Origin of the sequence: Mycobacterium sp. IS-1264, assembly GCF_001954195.1 — a bacterium.
Classification (GTDB): Bacteria; Actinomycetota; Actinomycetes; order Mycobacteriales; family Mycobacteriaceae; genus Mycobacterium.
In genome coordinates this window covers 25,357-44,214 of record NZ_MBES01000034.1, presented here as the reverse complement: position 1 = coordinate 44,214, position 18,858 = coordinate 25,357, and the positions used below count along the sequence as shown (strand labels likewise).

At 67.0% G+C, this 18,858-nt stretch carries 21 protein-coding genes and 1 pseudogene; 12 read left to right on the top strand and 10 right to left on the bottom strand.

Translation table 11 applies throughout. The features are described from left to right. Nucleotides 1-7: 7 nt before the first annotated feature. Complete coding sequence (locus A5744_RS06610) at nt 8-1,063, top strand: dihydrodipicolinate reductase (RefSeq protein WP_076059452.1); 1,056 nt, start codon at nt 8-10, stop codon at nt 1,061-1,063. Nucleotides 1,064-1,073: 10 nt separating this feature from the next. On the opposite strand, the gene A5744_RS06605 is transcribed toward A5744_RS06610, so the two are convergent. Further along, entirely contained in the window at nt 1,074-2,360 is a 1,287-nt protein-coding gene (locus A5744_RS06605) for a serine hydrolase domain-containing protein (protein ID WP_076059450.1), read from the bottom strand. Between the two features lie 11 nt (nt 2,361-2,371). Continuing rightward, nucleotides 2,372-2,536: a hypothetical protein gene (locus A5744_RS06600; RefSeq protein WP_170874438.1), complete on the bottom strand. Its 165-nt coding sequence runs from the start codon at nt 2,534-2,536 to the stop codon at nt 2,372-2,374. An 88-nt stretch (nt 2,537-2,624) separates the two neighbouring features. Here A5744_RS06600 and A5744_RS06595 point away from each other — a divergent pair, with 88 nt between their 5' ends. The 3 genes from A5744_RS06595 (at nt 2,625) to A5744_RS06585 (ending at nt 4,715) form a co-directional block, all read left to right on the top strand. Continuing rightward, nucleotides 2,625-2,798, top strand: a complete 174-nt coding sequence (locus A5744_RS06595; RefSeq protein WP_076059447.1) for a CsbD family protein — start codon at nt 2,625-2,627, stop codon at nt 2,796-2,798. Nucleotides 2,799-3,011: 213 nt separating this feature from the next. Continuing rightward, nucleotides 3,012-3,683 carry a cutinase family protein gene (locus A5744_RS06590; RefSeq protein ID WP_076059545.1) on the top strand — a complete coding sequence of 224 codons (672 nt, stop codon included), beginning with the start codon at nt 3,012-3,014 and terminating at the stop codon, nt 3,681-3,683. A gap of 45 nt (nt 3,684-3,728) precedes the next feature. After that, on the top strand, nt 3,729-4,715 hold the full coding sequence (locus A5744_RS06585; protein ID WP_076059445.1) for an NAD-dependent epimerase/dehydratase family protein: 987 nt from the start codon (nt 3,729-3,731) through the stop codon (nt 4,713-4,715). Between the two features lie 4 nt (nt 4,716-4,719). Here A5744_RS06585 and A5744_RS06580 read toward each other — a convergent pair whose 3' ends face one another. Continuing rightward, nucleotides 4,720-5,481, bottom strand: a complete 762-nt coding sequence (locus A5744_RS06580) for an SDR family NAD(P)-dependent oxidoreductase (RefSeq protein ID WP_076059443.1) — start codon at nt 5,479-5,481, stop codon at nt 4,720-4,722. A 66-nt stretch (nt 5,482-5,547) separates the two neighbouring features. On the opposite strand from A5744_RS06580, the gene A5744_RS06575 reads away from it, so the two are divergent. Beyond that, complete coding sequence (locus A5744_RS06575) at nt 5,548-6,150, top strand: TetR family transcriptional regulator (RefSeq protein WP_076059441.1); 603 nt, start codon at nt 5,548-5,550, stop codon at nt 6,148-6,150. A 2-nt stretch (nt 6,151-6,152) separates the two neighbouring features. On the opposite strand, the gene A5744_RS06570 is transcribed toward A5744_RS06575, so the two are convergent. Continuing rightward, nucleotides 6,153-7,355 (bottom strand): cytochrome P450, encoded by a 1,203-nt coding sequence (locus A5744_RS06570; protein WP_076059440.1) that lies wholly within the window; start codon nt 7,353-7,355, stop codon nt 6,153-6,155. A 10-nt stretch (nt 7,356-7,365) separates the two neighbouring features. Then, a complete protein-coding gene (locus A5744_RS06565) occupies nt 7,366-8,199 on the bottom strand; it encodes a mycofactocin-coupled SDR family oxidoreductase (RefSeq protein WP_076059438.1) in 834 nt (277 codons plus the stop codon). Nucleotides 8,200-8,379: 180 nt separating this feature from the next. Here A5744_RS06565 and A5744_RS25300 point away from each other — a divergent pair. Further along, a pseudogene (locus tag A5744_RS25300) lies at nt 8,380-8,868 on the top strand (rhomboid-like protein); the annotation flags it as partial. A 114-nt stretch (nt 8,869-8,982) separates the two neighbouring features. On the opposite strand, the gene A5744_RS06555 reads toward A5744_RS25300, so the two are convergent. Next, complete coding sequence (locus A5744_RS06555) at nt 8,983-10,563, bottom strand: ATP-binding protein (RefSeq protein ID WP_076059437.1); 1,581 nt, start codon at nt 10,561-10,563, stop codon at nt 8,983-8,985. Next, the gene (locus A5744_RS06550; protein ID WP_076059435.1) at nt 10,560-11,270 is read right to left on the bottom strand and encodes a response regulator transcription factor; all 711 of its coding nucleotides are present in this window, start codon (nt 11,268-11,270) and stop codon (nt 10,560-10,562) included. Before A5744_RS06550 ends, A5744_RS06555 begins: the two co-directional genes overlap by 4 nt. Before the next feature lie 130 nt (nt 11,271-11,400). On the opposite strand from A5744_RS06550, the gene A5744_RS06545 reads away from it, so the two are divergent. After that, entirely contained in the window at nt 11,401-11,745 is a 345-nt protein-coding gene (locus A5744_RS06545; protein WP_076059434.1) for a hypothetical protein, read from the top strand. Nucleotides 11,746-11,994: 249 nt separating this feature from the next. Here the strand turns inward: A5744_RS06545 and A5744_RS06535 are convergent, their stop codons facing one another. Further along, on the bottom strand, nt 11,995-13,134 hold the full coding sequence (locus A5744_RS06535; RefSeq protein WP_076059430.1) for a glycosyltransferase: 1,140 nt from the start codon (nt 13,132-13,134) through the stop codon (nt 11,995-11,997). A 93-nt stretch (nt 13,135-13,227) separates the two neighbouring features. Here A5744_RS06535 and A5744_RS06530 point away from each other — a divergent pair, with 93 nt between their 5' ends. After that, nucleotides 13,228-13,998: a class I SAM-dependent methyltransferase gene (locus A5744_RS06530; RefSeq protein WP_076059428.1), complete on the top strand. Its 771-nt coding sequence runs from the start codon at nt 13,228-13,230 to the stop codon at nt 13,996-13,998. A gap of 37 nt (nt 13,999-14,035) precedes the next feature. Next, a complete protein-coding gene (locus A5744_RS06525) occupies nt 14,036-14,674 on the top strand; it encodes a cutinase family protein (RefSeq protein WP_076059426.1) in 639 nt (212 codons plus the stop codon). 2 nt (nt 14,675-14,676) lie between these two features. Here the strand turns inward: A5744_RS06525 and ligD are convergent, their stop codons facing one another. Continuing rightward, nucleotides 14,677-15,705, bottom strand: coding sequence for a non-homologous end-joining DNA ligase (gene ligD, locus A5744_RS06520; protein ID WP_076059543.1), 1,029 nt, complete (start codon nt 15,703-15,705; stop codon nt 14,677-14,679). A 37-nt stretch (nt 15,706-15,742) separates the two neighbouring features. On the opposite strand from ligD, the gene A5744_RS06515 reads away from it, so the two are divergent. The 3 genes from A5744_RS06515 (at nt 15,743) to A5744_RS06505 (ending at nt 17,939) form a co-directional block, all read left to right on the top strand. Continuing rightward, entirely contained in the window at nt 15,743-16,810 is a 1,068-nt protein-coding gene (locus tag A5744_RS06515; RefSeq protein ID WP_076059424.1) for an ATP-dependent DNA ligase, read from the top strand. Nucleotides 16,811-16,976: 166 nt separating this feature from the next. Next, complete coding sequence (locus A5744_RS06510) at nt 16,977-17,453, top strand: hypothetical protein (protein ID WP_076059422.1); 477 nt, start codon at nt 16,977-16,979, stop codon at nt 17,451-17,453. Nucleotides 17,454-17,573: 120 nt separating this feature from the next. Beyond that, the gene (locus A5744_RS06505; RefSeq protein ID WP_076059420.1) at nt 17,574-17,939 is read left to right on the top strand and encodes a hypothetical protein; all 366 of its coding nucleotides are present in this window, start codon (nt 17,574-17,576) and stop codon (nt 17,937-17,939) included. Between the two features lie 13 nt (nt 17,940-17,952). Here A5744_RS06505 and A5744_RS06500 read toward each other — a convergent pair whose 3' ends face one another. Continuing rightward, nucleotides 17,953-18,858 carry a haloalkane dehalogenase gene (locus tag A5744_RS06500; RefSeq protein ID WP_076059418.1) on the bottom strand — a complete coding sequence of 302 codons (906 nt, stop codon included), beginning with the start codon at nt 18,856-18,858 and terminating at the stop codon, nt 17,953-17,955.

Sequence of the window (18,858 nt, the reverse complement as noted above, 5' to 3'; positions counted from 1 at the left end):
TGAGCGAGTGCCAAACACCTATCGCGTCGTTCAGTGGAACACCGGAAACGTCGGCAAGAGCTCGCTGAAATCCATCGCCGATAACCCCACCCTTGAGCTGGTGGGTTGTTATGCCTGGTCAAAGGACAAGGTCGGCCGCGACGCCGGCGAATTGGTCGGCATTGCGCCGCTCGGGATCGCGGCGACCAACGACGTCGACGCGCTGCTCGCCCTGAAACCGGACTGCGTGGTCTACAACCCGATGTGGTTCGACGTCGCCGAGCTGGTCCGCATTCTGTCGGCCGGCGTGAACGTCGTCACAACGGCGTCCTTCATCACCGGGCGCAACCTCGGCGACGGCCGCGACCGGCTGGTGGAGGCCTGCGAGAAGGGCGGCTCGACGCTCTTCGGGTCGGGCGTGAGTCCGGGCTTCGCCGAACTGTTGGCCATCGTGTCGGCAATGGTGTGCAACCGGATCGACAAGGTCACCGTCAACGAGGCCGCCGACACGACGTTCTACGACTCGCCCGACACCGAGAAGCCGGTGGGCTTCGGCCAGCCGATCGACCATCCCGAGCTACAGCAGATGGCCGCCAAGGGGACGGCGATTTTCGGCGAGGCGGTCCAGCTGGTGGGCGACGCGCTCGGCGTCGAGCTCGACGAGGTCCGCTGCGTGGCCGAATTCGCCCAGACCACAGCCGATCTCGAAATGGCGTCCTGGACCATCGAAGCGGGATGCGTGGCGGGCGTCTACATCAGCTGGCAGGGCATCGTCGACGGCAAGACGTTGATCGACCTCAATGTCCGGTGGCGCAAGGGCCAGACGCTCGAACCCGACTGGAAGATCGAACAGGACGGCTGGGTCGTCCAGATCGACGGGCAGCCCACGGTCACCACCAAGGTCGGCTTCCTGCCGCCGCCGTATTTCCAGGCGGAGACGATCGCCGACTTCATGGACCTCGGGCACATCATGACCGCGGTGCCCGCGATCAACGCCATCCCCGCCGTCGTCGCCTCGGCACCGGGCATCGTCACCTACGCCGATCTTCCGCTGACGCTCCCGCGCGGCTTCGTCAAGACCTAGCGCCGAAAAGCTACGCGCTCCCCGACGCGGCCGCATCGGCCCGTCGCCGGGCGGGTTTGGCGTAGGTCGCACCCAGCTGCGGTACCTCGAGCGGACCCTGATGGCGGGCCGCCTCGATCGCGCTGCGCAGCGGACGCGCCAGCCCCGCGAACGATCCCATGTCGAACAGCCGTTGCGTCAGCAGCCGGTTGTGGACGTATGCGAACGCGCTGCCAGTCTCCGGATCGGCCCATCCCAGCGTTCCGCCCAGCCCGACGTGACCAAAACCCTTGAGCAGTCCGGGAACCGGTGATTCGTGGTAGCCGAGGTGAAAAGGCATGGGCACCACCATGTTCGCGTCCGGCCACTTGAACCGCGACTGACCCGCCAGGCCGCGCGCCAACTCCTTGGACAGGTACCGTTTGCCGTCGATGCGGCCGTCGTTGGCGAGCACCGCGAACATCTTGGCCAGGCCGCGCCCGGTCACCACGCCGTTGGCCGCGGGCACCTCGCCGTCCAGGAACGCGGTGTCGCCTTTCACCAGCGATATGACCCCCGGGAAATACATCGCGCCGAGGGCCCCGGAGAGCGGCAGACCGGCCACCCGCGGTGCGACGAACTTGAGCACCGGCATGCGCCACTTGCCCTGCGGCATCAAAATCTGCGCCGCCCTGGTGGGCGAAGCGGCGGGCGGACGGCCGAGGTGCAGGCCGTCGGTGTTGAGCGGGCGCGCGATCTCCTGGCGGATCAACTCCCGCATGCCTTTGCCGGTGACCGCGCGGGCCAGACCGGACAACAGCCAGCCATAGGTCAGCGCGTGATACGCCTGCACGCCCCGCAGGTGATCAAGGGGCGCCTCGGCCAGGCGCTGCTCCATGAGGAGGTGATCCATCAACTCCGTCTTGGTGACGCCCCTCAGATGCGACAACCCGGATCGATGCCGCAAGACATCGCGAACCGTGATCTCGGCTTTCCCATTCGCCGCGAACTCGGGCCAATATTCGGCGACAGGCTCGTCATACGACAACAGGCCACGATCGGCCAACCGGTGAATCACCGTCGAGGCGACGCCCTTGGTCGCCGAGAACACCATCGCGCCGGTGTCCGCGGTCCACGGCTCGGTGCCCGCCCGGTCCGACCACCCCGTCCAGACGTCGACGACGGGCCGGCCGTCGATGTAGACGCAGAGGGCTCCCCCACCCAACCGCCGCCCGGGAAAGCGCTGGGCGAACGACTTGACGACGTTCGCGAAATGCGGATCGGCGGCGCCGCACACATGGGGCGGCAGGCCGTCGTCGGTGAGCAGCAGAGTCGACATTGAGAATGAAGCTAGCAGTGGGGTTCGTCGGGGGGTTCGCGCACGTCGGCGCCCGGGGCCACATCGGGCGGCGCTTCCCTCAAAAACTTCCTCAGCCGAAGAAGCTGATTGACGACCATGCTGATACCCAGCAGCATCAGCGTCGCCACTATTGCCACCACGATTGCGGTGCTCACAAACTCCATGGTGACAGCGGTTGGCATGTCTGGCCGGGGCATCGCCGTACGGGTTTCAACGTCGCGGGCTGCGGGGTAGCCGAAACAGATGAGCACCACAGACAAAATCAAGAACAAGATCGATGACGTGGGCGGCCGGGCCAAGGAAGCCATCGGCCGGGCCACGGGCGATGACGAGACCCGGGCCGAAGGCCGGGCGGATCAGGCCAAGTCCAGCCTGAAGGATGCCGGCGAGAAGGTGAAGGACGCTTTCCGAAAATAGCCACCCCATAGACCAGCAGGTTTACTCGAGAAAGTGGGTAAGCCTGCTGGTCGCCTTGTCACGGGGGCATTGGGCGCGCGGCGCGGTTGAAAATTGAGCCTTCTGGCAATCCCTACCGCAATTAGCGTCGAATACCAAGGGGCTCGGATGATGCGAGGCGGTAGGGCGAAGATGGACGTCTTGGTGTTGATCAACAAACGCGTGCGCCGGATCATGACGGTCGCCGGTGCGGGTGTAGTGCTGGTCGCGTCCGCACTGCTGTGCCCGCCCGCCCCCTCGGCGTCGGCCGACCCGTGCCCCGACGTCGAGGTCGTGTTCGCGCGCGGCACCGGCGAGCCACCCGGCGTCGGCAACATCGGGCAGCAATTCGTCGACGCTCTGCGCGGGCGCGTCGGCGCGAGATCGTTCGGGGTGTATCCGGTCAACTACGAGGCCAGCACCGATTTCAGCAATCCCAATTTCCCGTTGACCGTGATCGACGGGATTCGCGACGCCGGCTCTCACATCCAATCCATGGCGGCGAACTGCCCCAAGACCCGCGAGGTCCTCGGCGGATACTCGCAGGGTGCGGCCGTGGCCGGCTACACCACCTCGGCCGCCGTACCGCCGGGGGTACCCGCTGATTTGGTGCCGAAGCCGATGTCGCCGGACATCGCGAACCACGTGGCCGCGGTGACACTGTTCGGGAAGCCTTCCGACCAATGGCTGGCGCAGTATGGCGCGCCGCCGATCGCCATCGGCCCGCTGTACAAGCCCAAGACCCTCGAATTGTGCGCGCAGGGCGACCCCATTTGCGGTACCGGCAACGACAACGCCGCGCACGTCATGTACGGGGTGAACGGCATGACGGACCAAGCCGCGGACTTCGCCGCCGGTCATCTGTAATACCCCTGGCGCCTGAGGGCGCGCGGCCGTTGCGAGAATCGCACGATGCACGTTCTGATCACGGGCGGGACCGGATTCGTGGGCGGCTGGACCGCCAAGCTGATCTCTGACGCCGGACATTCCATCCGGTTCCTGGTGCGAAATCCCGATCGGCTGCAGACCTCGGTCGCCAAGCTGGGCGTCGACGTGTCGGACTTCGCCGTCGGGGACATCACGGATCGCGTCTCGGTGCGCGACGCGCTGCGCGGCTGCGACGCCGTCGTGCACAGCGCCGCCCTGGTGGCAACCGACCCGCGTCAGACCAACGAGATGCTGACCACGAACATGCAGGGAGCCCAGAACGTCCTTGGCCAGTCCGTCGAGCTCGGCCTGGATCCGATCGTCCACGTGTCGAGCTTCACCGCGCTGTTTCATCCCGGCCTCGAGACGTTGACGGCGGACCTGCCGGTGGTCGGCGGGGCGGACGGATACGGGACGTCCAAGGCGCAGGTCGAGATCTATGCCCGCGGCCTGCAGGACGCGGGCGCCCCGGTGAACATCACCTATCCCGGAATGGTTCTCGGTCCGCCGGTAGGAGACCAATTCGGCGAGGCGGGCGAGGGCGTCAAGGCGGCGTTGCAGATGCATGCGATCCCGGGGCGAAGCGCGGCGTGGTTGGTCGTCGACGTTCGCGATCTCGCGGCGTTGCACGCGGCGCTTTTGGAGCCGGGCCGCGGGCCGCGCCGCTACACCGCGGGCGGGCATCGAGTTCCGGCGGCCGAGCTGGCGACCATGCTCGGCCAAATCGCCGGCACGCCAATGGTTGCCGTTCCCATTCCCGACACCGCGCTGCGGGTAGCGGGTGCGATGCTGGATCGGGCGGGCCGGTATCTGCCCTTCGACACCCCCTTCACCTCGGCGGGGATGCAGTACTACACGCAGATGCCGGCCTCCGACGATTCGCCCAGCGAGCGCGAACTCGGCATCACCTACCGCGATCCAACCGAAACCGTCGCCGACACCTTCGAAGCGCTGCGCAGCGCCGCCGGCTAGCACGTCAGGTGTTGCGACCACCGTTGACGCCGAGGATCTGCCCGGTGATGTAGCCGGCTTCCTCGGAGACAAAGAACGCGCACGCCGCGGCGATGTCCTCGGGCTTGCCCACCCGGCGCACCGGCGTGCGATTGATGTGATCCTCCACGGTGCCGCCGAGCAGGTGCCGGCTCTCGGCGCTGCGCAGCATCGGTGTGTCGATGAATCCCGGCGGCACGGCGTTGACGGTGATTCCGCTCGGCCCGTATTCCAGCGCCAGCGACTTGGTCAGCCCGTTCACCGCGGACTTCGCCGCCACATAGTGGGCCATGAACGGCTGCCCGGAGTGCGTGCTGGACGACGAGATGTTGACGATGCGTCCCCAGCCGGCCTCGACCATGTCGGGCAGCACGGCCTGGATGGTGTGGAAGACGCCGTTGAGGTTGACGTCGATCACCCTCGACCATTCCTGAAAAGACATGGTCAAGAATTTCTTGAAGCCCTCCACCCCGGCGGCGTTGACCAGCACCAGGATTGGGCCGAGCTCGTCGCGGATCGCCGATACCGCCGCATCGACCTGCGTGCGGTCGGTGACGTCGGCGACGTGTCCGGTCCCGTCGTCGGTGGGCGACAGATCGATGACGGCCACCCGAAATCCGTCGCGGCGCAACCGTTCCGCGACGGCACGGCCAATCCCCGACGCACCGCCGGTCACGACCGCTGTTCTCTGGCTCAAATCCCCACCTTCCACGAAAGCTGAGCGATCGCTCAGGCCGGTTGCCCTCATCTGCCTATCACCCACGCGCACCACGGTCAAGTACGATTTGGGCAATCGCTCAACGAAGGTAGGTGAATGACCGCATCACGACGCCCCAAGACGCGGGACTCCACCACTCGCGACATGCTGATCGACGCGACGAGTCGGATCATGGTCGACGAGGGCTACGCCGCGGCCACCTCGCGGCGGGTCGCGGCGGAAGCCGGCGTGAAACCGGCGTTGGTGCACTACTACTTCCCCACGATGGACGAGCTATACCTGGACGTGTTCCGCCGCGGCGCCGCCGCGTACCTCGAGCGGCAAAAGAAGGCCCTGGCCTCTGACCGTCCCCTACACGCCTTGTGGGACACCCTGATCGGGCCCAAGGACACCCGGCTGCTGCTGGAATTCATGGGCCTGGCCAACCACCGCAAGGAGATCCGGGCCGAGATCGCGGCGTGGCAGGAGCGGTGGCGTGAAATGCAGATCACCGCACTGAACTTCGTTGTCCGCGAACATGGGCTTGACACAAGGGAATTCCCGCCGGCGGGCATCGCCGTCGTCATTGCGTCGATCGGCCGCATGCTCATCTTGGAGCAGGCGCTCGGCACCTCGGGGGGCCACGACGAGGCCGTCGCGCTCGTCAACCGCCTGCTGGACCGGTACGAGATGCCGACACCGAAGCCGCGTCGCGGCTGACCTCAGGGCAGCACCACCCGCAGCCGCTCCCAGCCGCGAACCGTGGACGTCGGCGCCAATTTCGCTGTGTCGTAGTCGATGTCCCATTCGGGCCAGCGGTTGAGCATCTCGTCGAGCGCGACTCGCCCCTCCAGCCGGGCCAGGTTGGCGCCCAGGCAGTAGTGCACTCCCTTGCCGAAGGTAATGTGCGAGATGTTGTCGCGGTGGATGTTGAACGTGTCCGGATCGGTGTAGCGGCGGGGATCGCGATTGGCGGCACCGAAGAGCAGCAGCATGGCGCTCCCGGCCGGAACGGTGGTGCCGTATATTTCGAAATCCCTTGCCATCCAACGTGCCACGTGGGGGCCGGTGGGTTCGAACCGCAGCGTCTCGTCGACGGTGCGGTTCAGCAGCGACCGATCCTCGTAGATCTCCCGACGTTGGTCGGGATGCTCGGCGAGCACCTTGGCCAGCCAGCCGATCAGCCGGCCCGTCGTCTCGTTACCGGCGCCGGCCACCACCTGCGTGTAGTGCAGGACCTCCTTGCGGGTGAGCTTGCGGTGCACGCCCTGGTCGTCGTCAAACTCGACGTTGAGCAGCTGCGTCATCAGGTCGTCGGACGGGTTCTTCGATCGCCACTCGACGTAGTCGGCGTAAATCCGGCCGTCGGCGATCGAGTCGGCGTCCGCTACCTTGAGCGGGGCGCCCGGCTTGGTCCGCAGGTTGGCATCGTTGGCGTCCCGGACCGAGATCTGCTCGGACTCGGGAATTCCCAACAGCATGCCAATCACCCGCATCGGCATCATCGACGCGAGCTCGGCGATGATGTCGAATCCTTCGGATCCGACGAGCGGATCCAGGCACCGGACGCAGTAGGCGCGGATCTGGTCTTCGATTTCGGCCATCCGGCGCGGGGTGAACACCCGTGACATCAGCCCGCGCAGCGCCGTGTGCTCGGGCGGATCCTGGAACATCATGACGCCGCCGGGCATGTCGAACTTCGACTTGATCAGCTCGAGAATGTCGCCGCGTCGGTTGGAGAATGTCTCCCAGTTGGCCAGTGCCCGGTCGACGTCGGAATGTCTTGATATCGCCCAGAAGTCGTAGCGCTCGTTGTAGTAGATCGGTGCCTCGTCGCGCAGCCGCGCGTAGGTCGGATACGGGTCGGCGTTGATGCCGGTGTCGTAGGGGTCGTAATAGACGTCCGTGTCGTTGGTGACGGTCACGATGCGTTCCTTACTTCAGGCTGCTGCCGGCATCCACGTTGAGCGCGACGCCGGTGATATAGCGCGCTTCGTCGGAGGCCAGGAACAGCACGGCGTTGCTGATGTCTTCGGGGGTCACCCAGGGGATCGGCAGGACGTGAAAGCTCTGGCACACCGGCGCGAGATCGTCGGGACCGGGGTTTTCCAGTTCGGGCCGAAATGCGCGGTACGTCTGCTCGTTCATCAACAACGGCGAATTCACATGGGTCGGGAGAACGGCGTTGACCCTGATCATCCGCTGACCCAATTCGACGGCGAACGATCGCATCAGGCCGATCACCCCGTGCTTGGCCGCCACGTAATGCCCGACGTGCGGGTAGGCCTTGAAACCGGCCACCGAGGACGTCAAGACGATCGAGCCGCCGCGATCGCCCCGCAGGATGTGCGGAACGCCGGCCTTCACCGTCTTCCAGACCCCGCTCAGATTGACGTCGATCATCTCCTGCCACAGCGCCTCGTCGGCCTTGTGCAGCTTTCCCGCCGTCGTACCGATACCGGCGTTGGCCACGATGACATCCAGGCGACCCAGCTGCTCGACGCCGTCATCGACGACGGCGCTCAGGGCGTCGAAATCGCGCACGTCGACTTCGGCGGTGACGACACGGCCCCCGGCGTTCTTCACCATCCCCGCGGTCTCGTCGAGATCTTCCGGCGTCGCGCCGTCGGCGGGCGAAGCCTCGAATTTGCGGCAGATGTCCACGGCGATGATGTCGGCCCCCTCCCGCGCGAGCCGCACCGCGTGGCTTCTGCCCTGCCCGCGGGCCGCCCCCGTCACGAACGCGACCTTGCCGTCCATCCGGCCCATTGCACCCTCCGCTCCGGGCTGTTTTTGGGCGATCGCCCAATTTGTTGCGCAGGGCCATGTCTAGCAGCATCACGATTGCCTCGTCAAGAGCCCGCGACAATCTGTGAAGATTCATCACACGGGTGTGAAAGCTTCGTTAAGAACGTGGCCGATCGCGCCGCCAACCAGCATCGTTGACGTATGAAGGCGACGGTTGCGCGATTGCGCGTCACGGCCGGATACGCACTGTTGCTGATCGGGGTCTCTCTTACGCTGACCATGCTCGGTCCGCATGCGCGCGAGGCCGCCGTGAGCCGCATGAGCACCAACTTGCACAATTTGCGGCACGGCCACATGGGCACCCTGGTCGGCAGCGCCTTCGTCGACGGCAGTGATGCGGTCTATGTCTGGTTGCCGGGCTTGGTGTGCCTGCTGGCGCTTGGCGAACTAATCTGGCGCAGTAGGGGTTTGGTCCTCACGTTCACGGTCGGTCACATCGGCGCAACGCTGTTGGTCGCGATAGGTTTGGCCGCCGCGCTCAAGGCGGGATGGCTGCCTATGTCGGTGGCGCGGGCCAGCGACGTGGGGGTCAGCTACGGCGCGGTGTGTGTCCTGGGCGCGCTGACGGCGTCGATACCGTCGCGCTGGCGGGCGGCATGGGTCGGGTGGTGGCTCGGTGTGGCGGTGATCGCGGCCCTGGGCGCCGACTTCACCGCCTTCGGTCACATCCTCGCGCTGCTGCTGGGCATTCGGTTGTCATCCCGGCTGCCTTCAACTGCGCACTGGACGCCCATGCGGGTGGCTTTACTCTCCGTTGGCGTCGCGTTCGGCTACTTCGTGCTCTCCGGGCCGTCGATGGTCACGCCGGTCGCGGGTGTGGCGGGCGCGCTCATCGCGGTTCTGGCTGGCCGCGCGCCGATGTTCGAGCGGCAAGGTGAGCTGGAAGCGCGCACCCTGATCGTTGGGTAGGCAGACAAGATCGCCACGGTGAGCGCGCGCCAACGCTCTGGCGATCGGCAGTCCCAGCCCGGCGCCACCGTGGTCACGGTCGCGGGCAACGTCGAGGCGGACTAGTCGATCGAAGATCCGCTCACGGTCGGAGTCGCCGATCCCGGGGCCCGAATCGGTGACGGTCAACTCGGCATGCGGCCCGGCCCTGCGCACGTCGATCACGATGCGCCCGCCGGGCGGGGTGTATCGGCGGGCGTTGTCGACGAGATTCGACACAATCTGGGCGACCCGGGTCCGGTCGGCGCGCACCGGCACGCCCGGCTCGCCGGTGCGGGTGATGGTGATGTCCGGGGAGAGGACGGCCGCTCGCTCGCATTCGGCTTCGGCGATCTCGACGAGGTCGGCATCGGAGAGGTCCAGGGCGACCCCGGCATCGATGCGGCTCAGGTCCAGCATGTCGGCGACCAGTCGACCGGCCCGGCGGGATTCGGCCAAAAGCATTGCCGCGCGGCGGTATTGGCCCTTCGCAACCGCGTCGTCACCGCGTTGGGCCGCAGCCGCCATCAGTTGTTCCGCGGCGGCGCCAATACCGGCGATGGGTGTGCGCAGTTCGTGGGCGGCATCGGCGAGGAATTGCCGAGTGCGCCGTTCGGAGGCTTCCAGCGCGTCGAGCATGCCGTCGAAAGCTGCTGCCGCGCGGCCGAGTTCGGTTCCGACGCGGTCGGGTCGGAGCCGCCTGCCGCGGTCGCCGCCGGTAATCGATCGCGCCAGGGACGTCAGCCGATCCAGAGGTCGCAGGGCGGCGCGCGTCACGGCGGTGACCAGCAGACCAGCCACGAGCAGGGTGATCAGGCCGCCGGCCACCAGAACTTCGCGCAGCCGCCGGATCAACGCGGTGGTTTGGGTCGTGTCAGCGACCAGGATCACCCGCCCGCCCGACTTCAGCGGGTGCACCACGACGGTGGCGGTGGCATCCGGTGGCCCGCCGGGCGGCGGTGGGGGCGGTGGCCAGCCCGGCGGCAGCGGCGGCGGCGGAGGCCAGCCCGGCGGCGGCGGTGGCCAGCCCGGTGGTAGCGGCGGGGGCGGAGGCGGCGCAGGCGGGGGTTCTGTGGGCCCGCTGGTCGTGTCGGGCCGGATGGAGTGGTCGCCGTACGTAGTTCCGTCCGCGGCGACGAGCAGCGCGCGGATTCCTCCGCCCTCGAGCTGTGCCACCAGGCGATCGGGCGCGACGTTGGCGGCGGCCAGCGCGTCGGCGCGGGCGGCGGTGGCCATCAGCCGGTCGTGGAGGTCGCGGCGGGTCTGCGCGCCGAGCAGCAGGTCGATGGTGAGGCCCAGCACCACCAACAGCACGCCGAGCACACCGAGCACCATCAGGGCGACCCGGCGGTGCAACGAGGGCGTGCGGGTAGGCGCCGCCGCGCGTTGGTCGCTCATTGGCGGATCGGTTGCAGGCGGTAGCCGATGCCGCGCACCGTCTGCAGGATGCGGGGTCCGTGGGCCTCGAGTTTGCGGCGCAGGCCGCTGACGTGGACATGCACCAGGTTGGCGTCGTAGGCGTCATAGCCCCAGACCGCGCTCAGGATCTGCCCGGTGCTCACAATGCGGCCGCGCTGCTCGATCAGGAACCCGAGCAGCCGCAGTTCGGTGGCGGTCAGGTCCAGCGGTGATCCAGCCCGCGCGGCCACCGAGGCGTCGAGATCCAACGTCAGGTCGCCGCATTGCACGACGGCGGGTAGCCGGCCGCGGCGGCGCAGCACCGCGCCGACGCGCGAGATCAGCTCGGCGAGCTCGAAGGGTTTGACGACGTAATCGTCGGCGCCGCCGTCGAGCCCGCGCAGCCGGTCGGGCAGGCCGTCACGGGCGGTGAGCAACACGATCCCGGCCTGGCCCCAGTCGCGGACGACATCGATCAACTCGAACCCGTCGCGGCCGGGCATCATCACATCCAGGACCACCAGGTCGGGACGAAATCCTTCCAGAACGTCTTCCAGGCCCGCGCCGTCTGGTCGGGCCGCGGTGAGATACCCGACGTCGGTCAGCGCCTCGCACACCATTTCGCGGATCGTCTCTGAGTCCTCGACGACCAGAACGCGCGCCCCGGCGCGCCGCGGTGGACGGTGGGAGCCGAAACGATCGCTCATGCCCTCATTCTCGGCCGCTTCCTGAAATCAACCTGAAGAAACCAGGCCCTTGCGCGATGTCTTCAGGTTGGCTTCAGATTCGCTTCCTAGCTTCGCCGGCATCGCAATGTACACACAACCTGGAGGGGCCATGACCGACGAGCAACCATCACAGCGCACGAGCGAGGCACCATCTGTCGTGCAACGGCACCCGGTCGGCGTCGCGGTCGGCGCCGGCGCCGCCGGCCTGATCGTGGGCGCGATCCTGACCGCGCTGTTGCTTCCGTTGGCGTGGGGACCGCCACCCGGACCCTTCGGCATGCCACCACCACCGCCGCCGCCACCGGCCTGGGCGATCCCACCGGGCTGGGGCCCGCCGCCACCCGGGCCCGGCCTCGCACCGCCGCCGCAACCGGGGCACGCGTCGCTCCCCGAACCCGGCGGTCCGCCTTCGGCCCCAGCGCCCGGCACGCCCGCGCCCGGCACGGGGAGGTAGGCCAAGCATGAAGATCAAACGGTTCATCGCTGGTTCCCTGCTCGCGGGTGTTCTCGGGATCTCGGGCTTCGGGGCCGCTGTCGCGAGCGCCGATCCCCCGCCGCCGCCCCCGTGGCCCGGGCAACCCGGGCCACCACCGCCGCCCGGGCCGGGTGGTCCGGATCGGCCGTTCGGGCCGCCATCGCCGCCTGGCCCACCGGGACCGCCTGGCCCGCTTGGACCGCGGCCCGGCGCGCCGTATCCGCCGGGCTAGGGGCCGCGCCCGGTGCGGGCGGCGTCTTCGAGGAGCTCGGCAGCGGCGGTGACGCTTTCGGCGGGTGTGGTCATCTGGGCGGCGATCTCGCGGGTCCGACTGATGCACTGCGTGGTGAGGATGGACCGCAGATCTGCGACCAACGACTTCTGGGTGGTCTCGAAGAAGGGGCGCGCGGTCCCGGCTTCCAGTCGGCTGACCGCGGCCCCCCACATCGGCTGATCGACCGAAACCCAGAGGATCAGGGTCGGGACTCCGGCCCGGATGCCCGCGAACGTGGTGCCGGGGCCCCCGTGGTGAACGACCGCGCGGCAAGCGGGAAAGACGGCCGAGTGGTTCACCGCGTCCACAATCTTGACGTGCTCGGGTTGCGAGATGTCGGTGAAATCGCTTGCGCCACTGCAAATCAACGCCCGCTCACCTAGCTCCGCGCAGGCCGCGCTGATCATCGCGACCGCGTCATCGGGAGACGCGACTCGGACGCTGCCGAAGCCGAAGTAGATCGGCGGTGTGCCCGCGGCAATCCACGACGCGACCTCGTCGTCGACATCCATCGGCAACTCCAGCGTCAGCCCGCCGACGAAGGGCCGTCGGAGGCCGCGCTTCGCCCATTCGGCGGCCAGCCCGGGAAAGAACAGCTCGTCGTAGGCCTGGATCTCCAGCCATTGCGAGGGTCCCGTTTCCTCCGGCAGGCCCAGTTCCCGCCGGTGGGCGTCCTCCGCGTCTTGGGTTATGCCCGGACCACCGGCCTCGATCGGGTAGAAGTGCAGCGTCGCCAGCGGAATGTCGTAGTACTCCCCAACATTGGCGGCCAGCCCCTGTTGGCTCGGGTCGGCCAGTAGCAGATCGGCCCCGTCCGCCAGCGACGTCAGGGCCGTACCCACCTCCGGCCAGTATTGGGTGACATCCCGCAAGATTTCCCACATCATGCTGATCGGATTCGGCATCGGCGCGAATTTGCGGACCAAGTTCGCGCCATGGGGAACCGCGGCAAGCCCGGCCGATTCGACAAACCCGAGATAGGCGGGCGGGACCGCCATGCGTACTTCGTGACCTCGACGCTGCAGCTCCCGACCGACGGCTGCGTACGGCTCGGCATCGCCTCGACTTCCCAAGGTTGCCAGCGCAAACTTCATCGCGGCAAATGTAACGCAGCGATGCCCTTCGCCCCAAAAGATCGCTGCGAGAACCTGTTTCAGTGCGCAGCGCCGAGTTGTACGCTTGCATCAATGCTGAAGCTCGAGACCGCCGCACGATATGCGCGCGCGTCCGCACAAATTCCCGGCTTCTTCTACCCCGCCGACTTCATGCTGTTCGACTTCATCCTGGGCCACCAGCTGGACGGCGGGGTCGAGGGACACATGCTCGAGATCGGGGTTTACCAGGGTAAATCAGCCATTTTGATGGGTTGCGGCCTGCGCCCCGACGAGCGCCTCATCGCGTGCGATCTGTTCGAAAAGGTGATGTCGCAGGAAGACATTCCCATCGAGGACCGGGAACCCTATGGCGGTCTGGACGTCGAGACGTTCTGCCGCAACTGGGATCAGTTTCACAGTCGACGACAACTCGACGTCAGAATCTGTGACTCAGCGAAATTGACCGACCTCCCGTCGTTGCGTTTCATGCACATCGACGGGGGCCACAGCTATGAGCGCGCCCGGGGCGACATCAAGCTCGTCGCCAAGCACGCCGGCCCGCGTGGCGTGATCAGCCTGGACGACTACCGGATAACAGAAAAACCGGGCGTCGCGACGGCGATCGCCGAAGCCGTCGCGGCCGGCGAGCTTTTTCCGTTCTGCGCGTCGGACATGAAGCTCTATGCCGCCACCAACAACGACGATCAGGCACATTGGGCTGACGTCTTGAAAACGATGCCTGGTGCAGGCGTGTCCACGTTTCCGGACTACGAGGTGGTGACCGTGGCCATGCAGGTGAGCCAGCCCGTCGTGTTCGCAAATCTGTTGTTTTGCATGTCCGGCCGTCACGGCGGCGAGGTATGACGGCGCACGCCTGCGATTAGACTTCGCATCGGTGGCAATGCGCGCACGAAGCATCGCTCGCGTCCTGTGTGCGGCGGTGGTAATCACATGGACGCCGCTGAGCGCGTTCATCGATACCCGTTACGCTGTGGCCGCCCCGTGTCCCGACGTCGAGGTGGTATTCGCTCGCGGCACCAACGAACCTCCCGGCGTCGGAGGGGTCGGCCAGGCATTCGTGGACTCCCTTAGGTCGCGTGTTGGGGGCCGGTCCGTCGGCGTATACGCGGTCAACTACCCCGCCACCAACGATTTCGTGCGGAGTTCGTTGGCCGGGGCCGGCGATGCGGGCGGTCATGTCCAGGCAACGGTTGCGAACTGTCCCAACACCAGAATCGTGCTCGGCGGGTACTCGCAAGGCGCGGGCGTGATCGATATGACCACCGACAATCTGCCGCCCCAGGCAGCGAGTCATGTCGCCGCGGTCGCCGTCTTCGGCAATCCAGAAAGTAACTTCGCGAGAACGCTTGGGGGCGGCCGGCTTCCGACGATCAGCCCGCTCTACCGCCCCAAGACGATTGACCTGTGCGTTCCCGACGACCCGATCTGCTCCGAAGGCAGAAACCCGACCTCACACGTTTTGTATGTTCAGTCCGGGATGACCAACCAGGCCGCGGCATTTGCAGCCGATCGGCTCTAGTTTCACTTGTCCTTGAGGTCCGTGTCGCGGCTCGGCTGAACGCGTTTCGGTTCGCCGGGCATTTTCGGGTAGTTCGGCGGGTAGGGCATGTCGCCAAGGCCGCGCCGTTCGTCGGCCTCGACCATTTCCAGCAGCGGCGCAATAGACTGGGCAACGGAATCCATTGCGGCCCAAGGGTCGTCGCGGCCGGCCACGAGATCGGGCACGGTCGCCATCGTGTAGTCGTCGGGCTGGGCGCCGGCCAGCTCGTCCCATGTGAGCGGTGTCGACACGGTGGCGATCGGGGTGCGCCGCACCGAATAGGCCGACGCCATGGTGCGGTCGCGGGCGTTCTGGTTGAAGTCGATGAAGATGCGCTCGCCGCGCTCCTCCTTCCACCACGAGGTGGTGACCAAATCCGGTGCGCGACGCTCGACCTCACGGGCCAGCGCGATGCCCGCCCGGCGCACTTGAATGAAGTCCCAGTCGGTGGCGATCCGTAGGAACACGTGGATCCCGCGGCCCCCGGACGTCTTGGGATAACCGATCAGACCGAGTTCGTCGAGCAGGGGGCGCAGCACGTCAACCGCCACCGTGCGGGCCTGCTCGAAGGCGACGCCGGGCTGCGGGTCCAGATCGATGCGCAGCTCGTCGGGGTGTTCGGTGTCGGGGCAGCGCACCTGCCACGGGTGCAGCGTGACGGTACCCATCTGCGCGGCCCACACGATCGCCGCCGGGTGGGTCACCTTCAACGCGTCGGCGGTGCGCCCCGACGGAAACGTCACCCGGCAGGTCTCCAGGTAATCGGGATGATGCTGCGGCACCCGCTTCTGATAGATCTCCTCGCCGTCGATGCCGTCCGGAAAGCGCTGCAGGTGGGTGGGGCGGTTCCGCAGCGTGTCCAGCATCGGCCCGCCCGCCACGGCGCGGTAGTACTCGACGAGCCGCCGCTTGGTGCCGTTCGACCCGAGTTGGGGGAAATACACCTTGTCCGGATTGGTCAGCCGAACCGCGATGCCGTCGACGTCGACCTCTTCTGCTGGTGCGGCCACACCACGATTCCAACATGTCGCACGCCACAATGAACCAATGGACTTGCCCGTGATGCCGCCGATCTCGCCGATGCTGGCCAAGTCGGTGCGGTCGATCCCGCCCGATGCGTCATATGAGCCGAAGTGGGACGGGTTCAGGTCCATTTGTTTCCGCGACCACGATCAAGTGGAGCTGGGCAGCCGGAACGAGCGGCCGATGACCCGGTACTTCCCCGAGCTGGTCGCGGCGGCGCAGGCCGAGCTGCCGCGGCGCTGTGTGATCGACGGCGAGATCGTCATCGCCACCGACCACGGCCTGGACTTCGAGGCGCTGCAGCAGCGCATCCACCCGGCCGATTCGCGGGTGCGAATGCTCGCCGAGAAGACACCGGCGTCCTTCATCGCGTTCGATCTGCTCGCCGTCGGCGATGACGACTACACGCAGCGGCCATTCGAAGAGCGGCGCGCGGCCCTCGTCGAGGCGTTGGCCGATTCCGGGCCCGCGTTCCATGTCACGCCGGCCACCACCGATCTGACGACGGCGCAGCAGTGGTTCGAGGAATTCGAGGGAGCGGGGTTGGACGGCGTCGTCGCCAAGCCGCTGGCGATCACCTATCAGCCGGACAAGCGCGTCATGTTCAAGGTCAAGCACGAGCGGACCGCGGACTGCGTGGTCGCCGGGTACCGAGTCCACAAGTCCGGTGGCGACGCCATCGGCTCGCTACTGCTCGGGTTGTATCAGGACGATGGCCAGCTGGCGTCGGTCGGAGTCATCGGGGCCTTCCCGATGGCCGAGCGGCGGCGGCTGTTTTCTGAGCTGCAGCCGCTGGTCACCGACTTCGACGACCATCCCTGGAATTGGGCGGCCCACGAAGCCGGCGAGCGCACGCCGCGCAAGAACGAGTTCTCCCGCTGGAACGCCGGCAAGGATCTGTCATTCGTCCCGCTGCGGCCCGAGCGGGTCGTCGAGGTGCGCTACGACCACATGGAAGGCCAGCGCTTCCGCCACACCGCCCAATTCAATCGATGGCGCCCCGACCGCGATCCACGGTCATGCACCTACGAACAACTCGAACAGCCGGTCACCTTCAGCCTGGGCGACATCGTTCCGGGCCTGGGGCATTGAGTGCACGCTCGGAGTCGATGCGCCGCCTGAGGCCGCCGCAAGAATCGCACAAGGATTACGCAAGGCGGCTGCCAGACTCTTTCCACGAATGGCCGTCACATGCGGCAACAGCTAACGACCCGCGCCTGGCACTGCACATCCAGGAGCTACCCAGAAGGGACATTCCATGGCGAAAATTACTGCCCGCTCGATCGTGGCGCTCACCGCAGTAGCGGCCGCCCTCATTACTGGTGCCTCGGTCGCCAACGCCAATCCGGCGGACATCCCGCCGATGCAGACGTCGCGTGGCGACTACGTCGGAGACTGGCAGAGACACCTGAGCATGATGACGATCGCGCCCGACGGCACCGGGACGATCGTGGTCGGGTCCAGCGCGCGCGACGGCGAGAGGTGGACGATGCGCTGGACGCAGGGCGACGGCCCCGGTCTCGCGATCAGGTTGGAGCAGCGCATCGGTGCCTGGGGCGACGGAATGGGCGGCTACATCAACGAGCAGACCGCGTGGAAGGCCGAGCTCGTCGTGGCCCCAGACGGCCCCACCGTCCTCCACTTGGCCCAGAACGACGCCGAACTCACCGATGCGAACGCAGGTGACATCTGGTGCTCGCAGAAGTATGGCCACAGCCACTTCTGTGGCGCCTAACGAGCGTTGCCGGCCCGAAATCTCTTCAGCAAATGACGCCCACCTGTGGATGAAGCGCCAACTGTGGATAACACAGCAAGCCCGCGTTTAGCCCAGCGGCGCGGCGGGCACGCGACCTACATGTCTGTAACAGCGTTCAAGGATCTGCCGCTGGCCGACCGCGACCGCAAGTGGGACGGCGGCGCCGCCGAAAAGCGGGTCCGGAAGTGGGCCGGCGCGGAGGACAAACCGAACCAGAAGTACCGCGATGCCCACATCTGGTACGACAGCGACAACAAAGACAACTTCACCGGGTACAAGCTGCTGTTCGCCGACGTCATCGGCGGCAAGCTGCAAGCGGTACCGCGAGGGGTGATGATCGCCGGCGCGATCATGGACGGCGCGCGGGGCGGCATCGACTTGCCCAAGAGCGACATCGACCGGGTCCGGAGCCACTTGGCCAAGTACTACAAGAAGATGGACGAAACCGCGCCGTGGGAGCGCTGAAACCTGAAAAGCCCTAGCGGCGCAAGAATTCCACGATGTAGTTGGCGAGCTCTTCGCCCGCGTCCTCTTGCACGAAGTGTCCGGCGTCGCGAATCAGCGGATGGTTGATACCCTGCGCGCCGCGCATCGCATGCCGGAAGATCTCGCCCATCGGCCCGGTGATTGGGTCGCTGTCGCTGAAGGCGACCAGCATCGGCGTCGGGCTCACCGACAGCTTCGCCCACGCGGCCTTGTTAGCCGCGGACGCGGGATCGTCCGGTGCGGTCGGCACCAGACCGGGCATGGCGCGCGGTCCCGCGCAATACTCGTCGTCCGGAAACGGCGCGTCGTAGCCCGCGCGCACCTCGTCGCTCATCGGGCGGCGACAGCCGCTCTGGACGAACGCCCCTATGTTCAGCTCCGGCGCCGTCGTGATGGCTTCGCGAAAACGCCACCAGACCTCGGGCAGCGGCTGCTCGCCGTCGGGCAGGCCGGTGTTGGCGACGACCAGGCGGGAAAACCGTTCGGGATGCTCTGCGGCCAGCCGCAATCCGATCAGGCCGCCCCAATCCTGGCCGACCAGGGTCACGTTGCGCAGGTCGAGCACATCGAAGGCCAGCGCGCGCATCCACTCGACGTGGCGGGCGTAGCTGTGGTCAGCGCGTCGGGTCGGCTTGTCCGAACGGCCGAACCCGACCAGGTCGGGACACACGACGCGATGCCCGGCGGCAGCGAGTATCGGAATCATCTTGCGGTACAGGTAGGACCACGACGGCTCGCCGTGCAGCATGAGAAGGGGGTCGGCGCTCTCCGGGCCATCTTCGACCCACGCGACCCGCAGCGTAGCGCCGTCGCCGTCGGGGATGTCGCAATACCTTGGGGCATAGGGGAATTCGGGTAGATTGTCGAATCGGTCGCCGGGGGTCCGTACAGTCTGCAT

What these genes read in the sequence shown, in the direction of transcription:
- A5744_RS06530 (WP_076059428.1), top strand. Translation starts at nt 13,228, where the DNA reads ATGCTGAAGCTCGAGACCGCCGCACGATATGCGCGCGCGTCCGCACAA.
- A5744_RS06590 (WP_076059545.1), top strand. Translation starts at nt 3,012, where the DNA reads ATGACGGTCGCCGGTGCGGGTGTAGTGCTGGTCGCGTCCGCACTGCTG.
- A5744_RS06595 (WP_076059447.1), top strand. Translation starts at nt 2,625, where the DNA reads ATGAGCACCACAGACAAAATCAAGAACAAGATCGATGACGTGGGCGGC.
- A5744_RS06535 (WP_076059430.1), bottom strand. Translation starts at nt 13,134, where the DNA reads ATGAAGTTTGCGCTGGCAACCTTGGGAAGTCGAGGCGATGCCGAGCCG.
- A5744_RS06545 (WP_076059434.1), top strand. Translation starts at nt 11,401, where the DNA reads ATGACCGACGAGCAACCATCACAGCGCACGAGCGAGGCACCATCTGTC.
- A5744_RS06580 (WP_076059443.1), bottom strand. Translation starts at nt 5,481, where the DNA reads ATGAGGGCAACCGGCCTGAGCGATCGCTCAGCTTTCGTGGAAGGTGGG.
- A5744_RS06555 (WP_076059437.1), bottom strand. Translation starts at nt 10,563, where the DNA reads ATGAGCGACCAACGCGCGGCGGCGCCTACCCGCACGCCCTCGTTGCAC.
- A5744_RS06525 (WP_076059426.1), top strand. Translation starts at nt 14,036, where the DNA reads ATGCGCGCACGAAGCATCGCTCGCGTCCTGTGTGCGGCGGTGGTAATC.
- A5744_RS06505 (WP_076059420.1), top strand. Translation starts at nt 17,574, where the DNA reads ATGTCTGTAACAGCGTTCAAGGATCTGCCGCTGGCCGACCGCGACCGC.
- A5744_RS06565 (WP_076059438.1), bottom strand. Translation starts at nt 8,199, where the DNA reads ATGGGCCGGATGGACGGCAAGGTCGCGTTCGTGACGGGGGCGGCCCGC.
- A5744_RS06500 (WP_076059418.1), bottom strand. Translation starts at nt 18,858, where the DNA reads ATGCAGACTGTACGGACCCCCGGCGACCGATTCGACAATCTACCCGAA.
- A5744_RS06585 (WP_076059445.1), top strand. Translation starts at nt 3,729, where the DNA reads ATGCACGTTCTGATCACGGGCGGGACCGGATTCGTGGGCGGCTGGACC.
- A5744_RS06515 (WP_076059424.1), top strand. Translation starts at nt 15,743, where the DNA reads ATGGACTTGCCCGTGATGCCGCCGATCTCGCCGATGCTGGCCAAGTCG.
- A5744_RS06550 (WP_076059435.1), bottom strand. Translation starts at nt 11,270, where the DNA reads ATGAGCGATCGTTTCGGCTCCCACCGTCCACCGCGGCGCGCCGGGGCG.
- A5744_RS06605 (WP_076059450.1), bottom strand. Translation starts at nt 2,360, where the DNA reads ATGTCGACTCTGCTGCTCACCGACGACGGCCTGCCGCCCCATGTGTGC.
- A5744_RS06510 (WP_076059422.1), top strand. Translation starts at nt 16,977, where the DNA reads ATGGCGAAAATTACTGCCCGCTCGATCGTGGCGCTCACCGCAGTAGCG.
- A5744_RS06575 (WP_076059441.1), top strand. Translation starts at nt 5,548, where the DNA reads ATGACCGCATCACGACGCCCCAAGACGCGGGACTCCACCACTCGCGAC.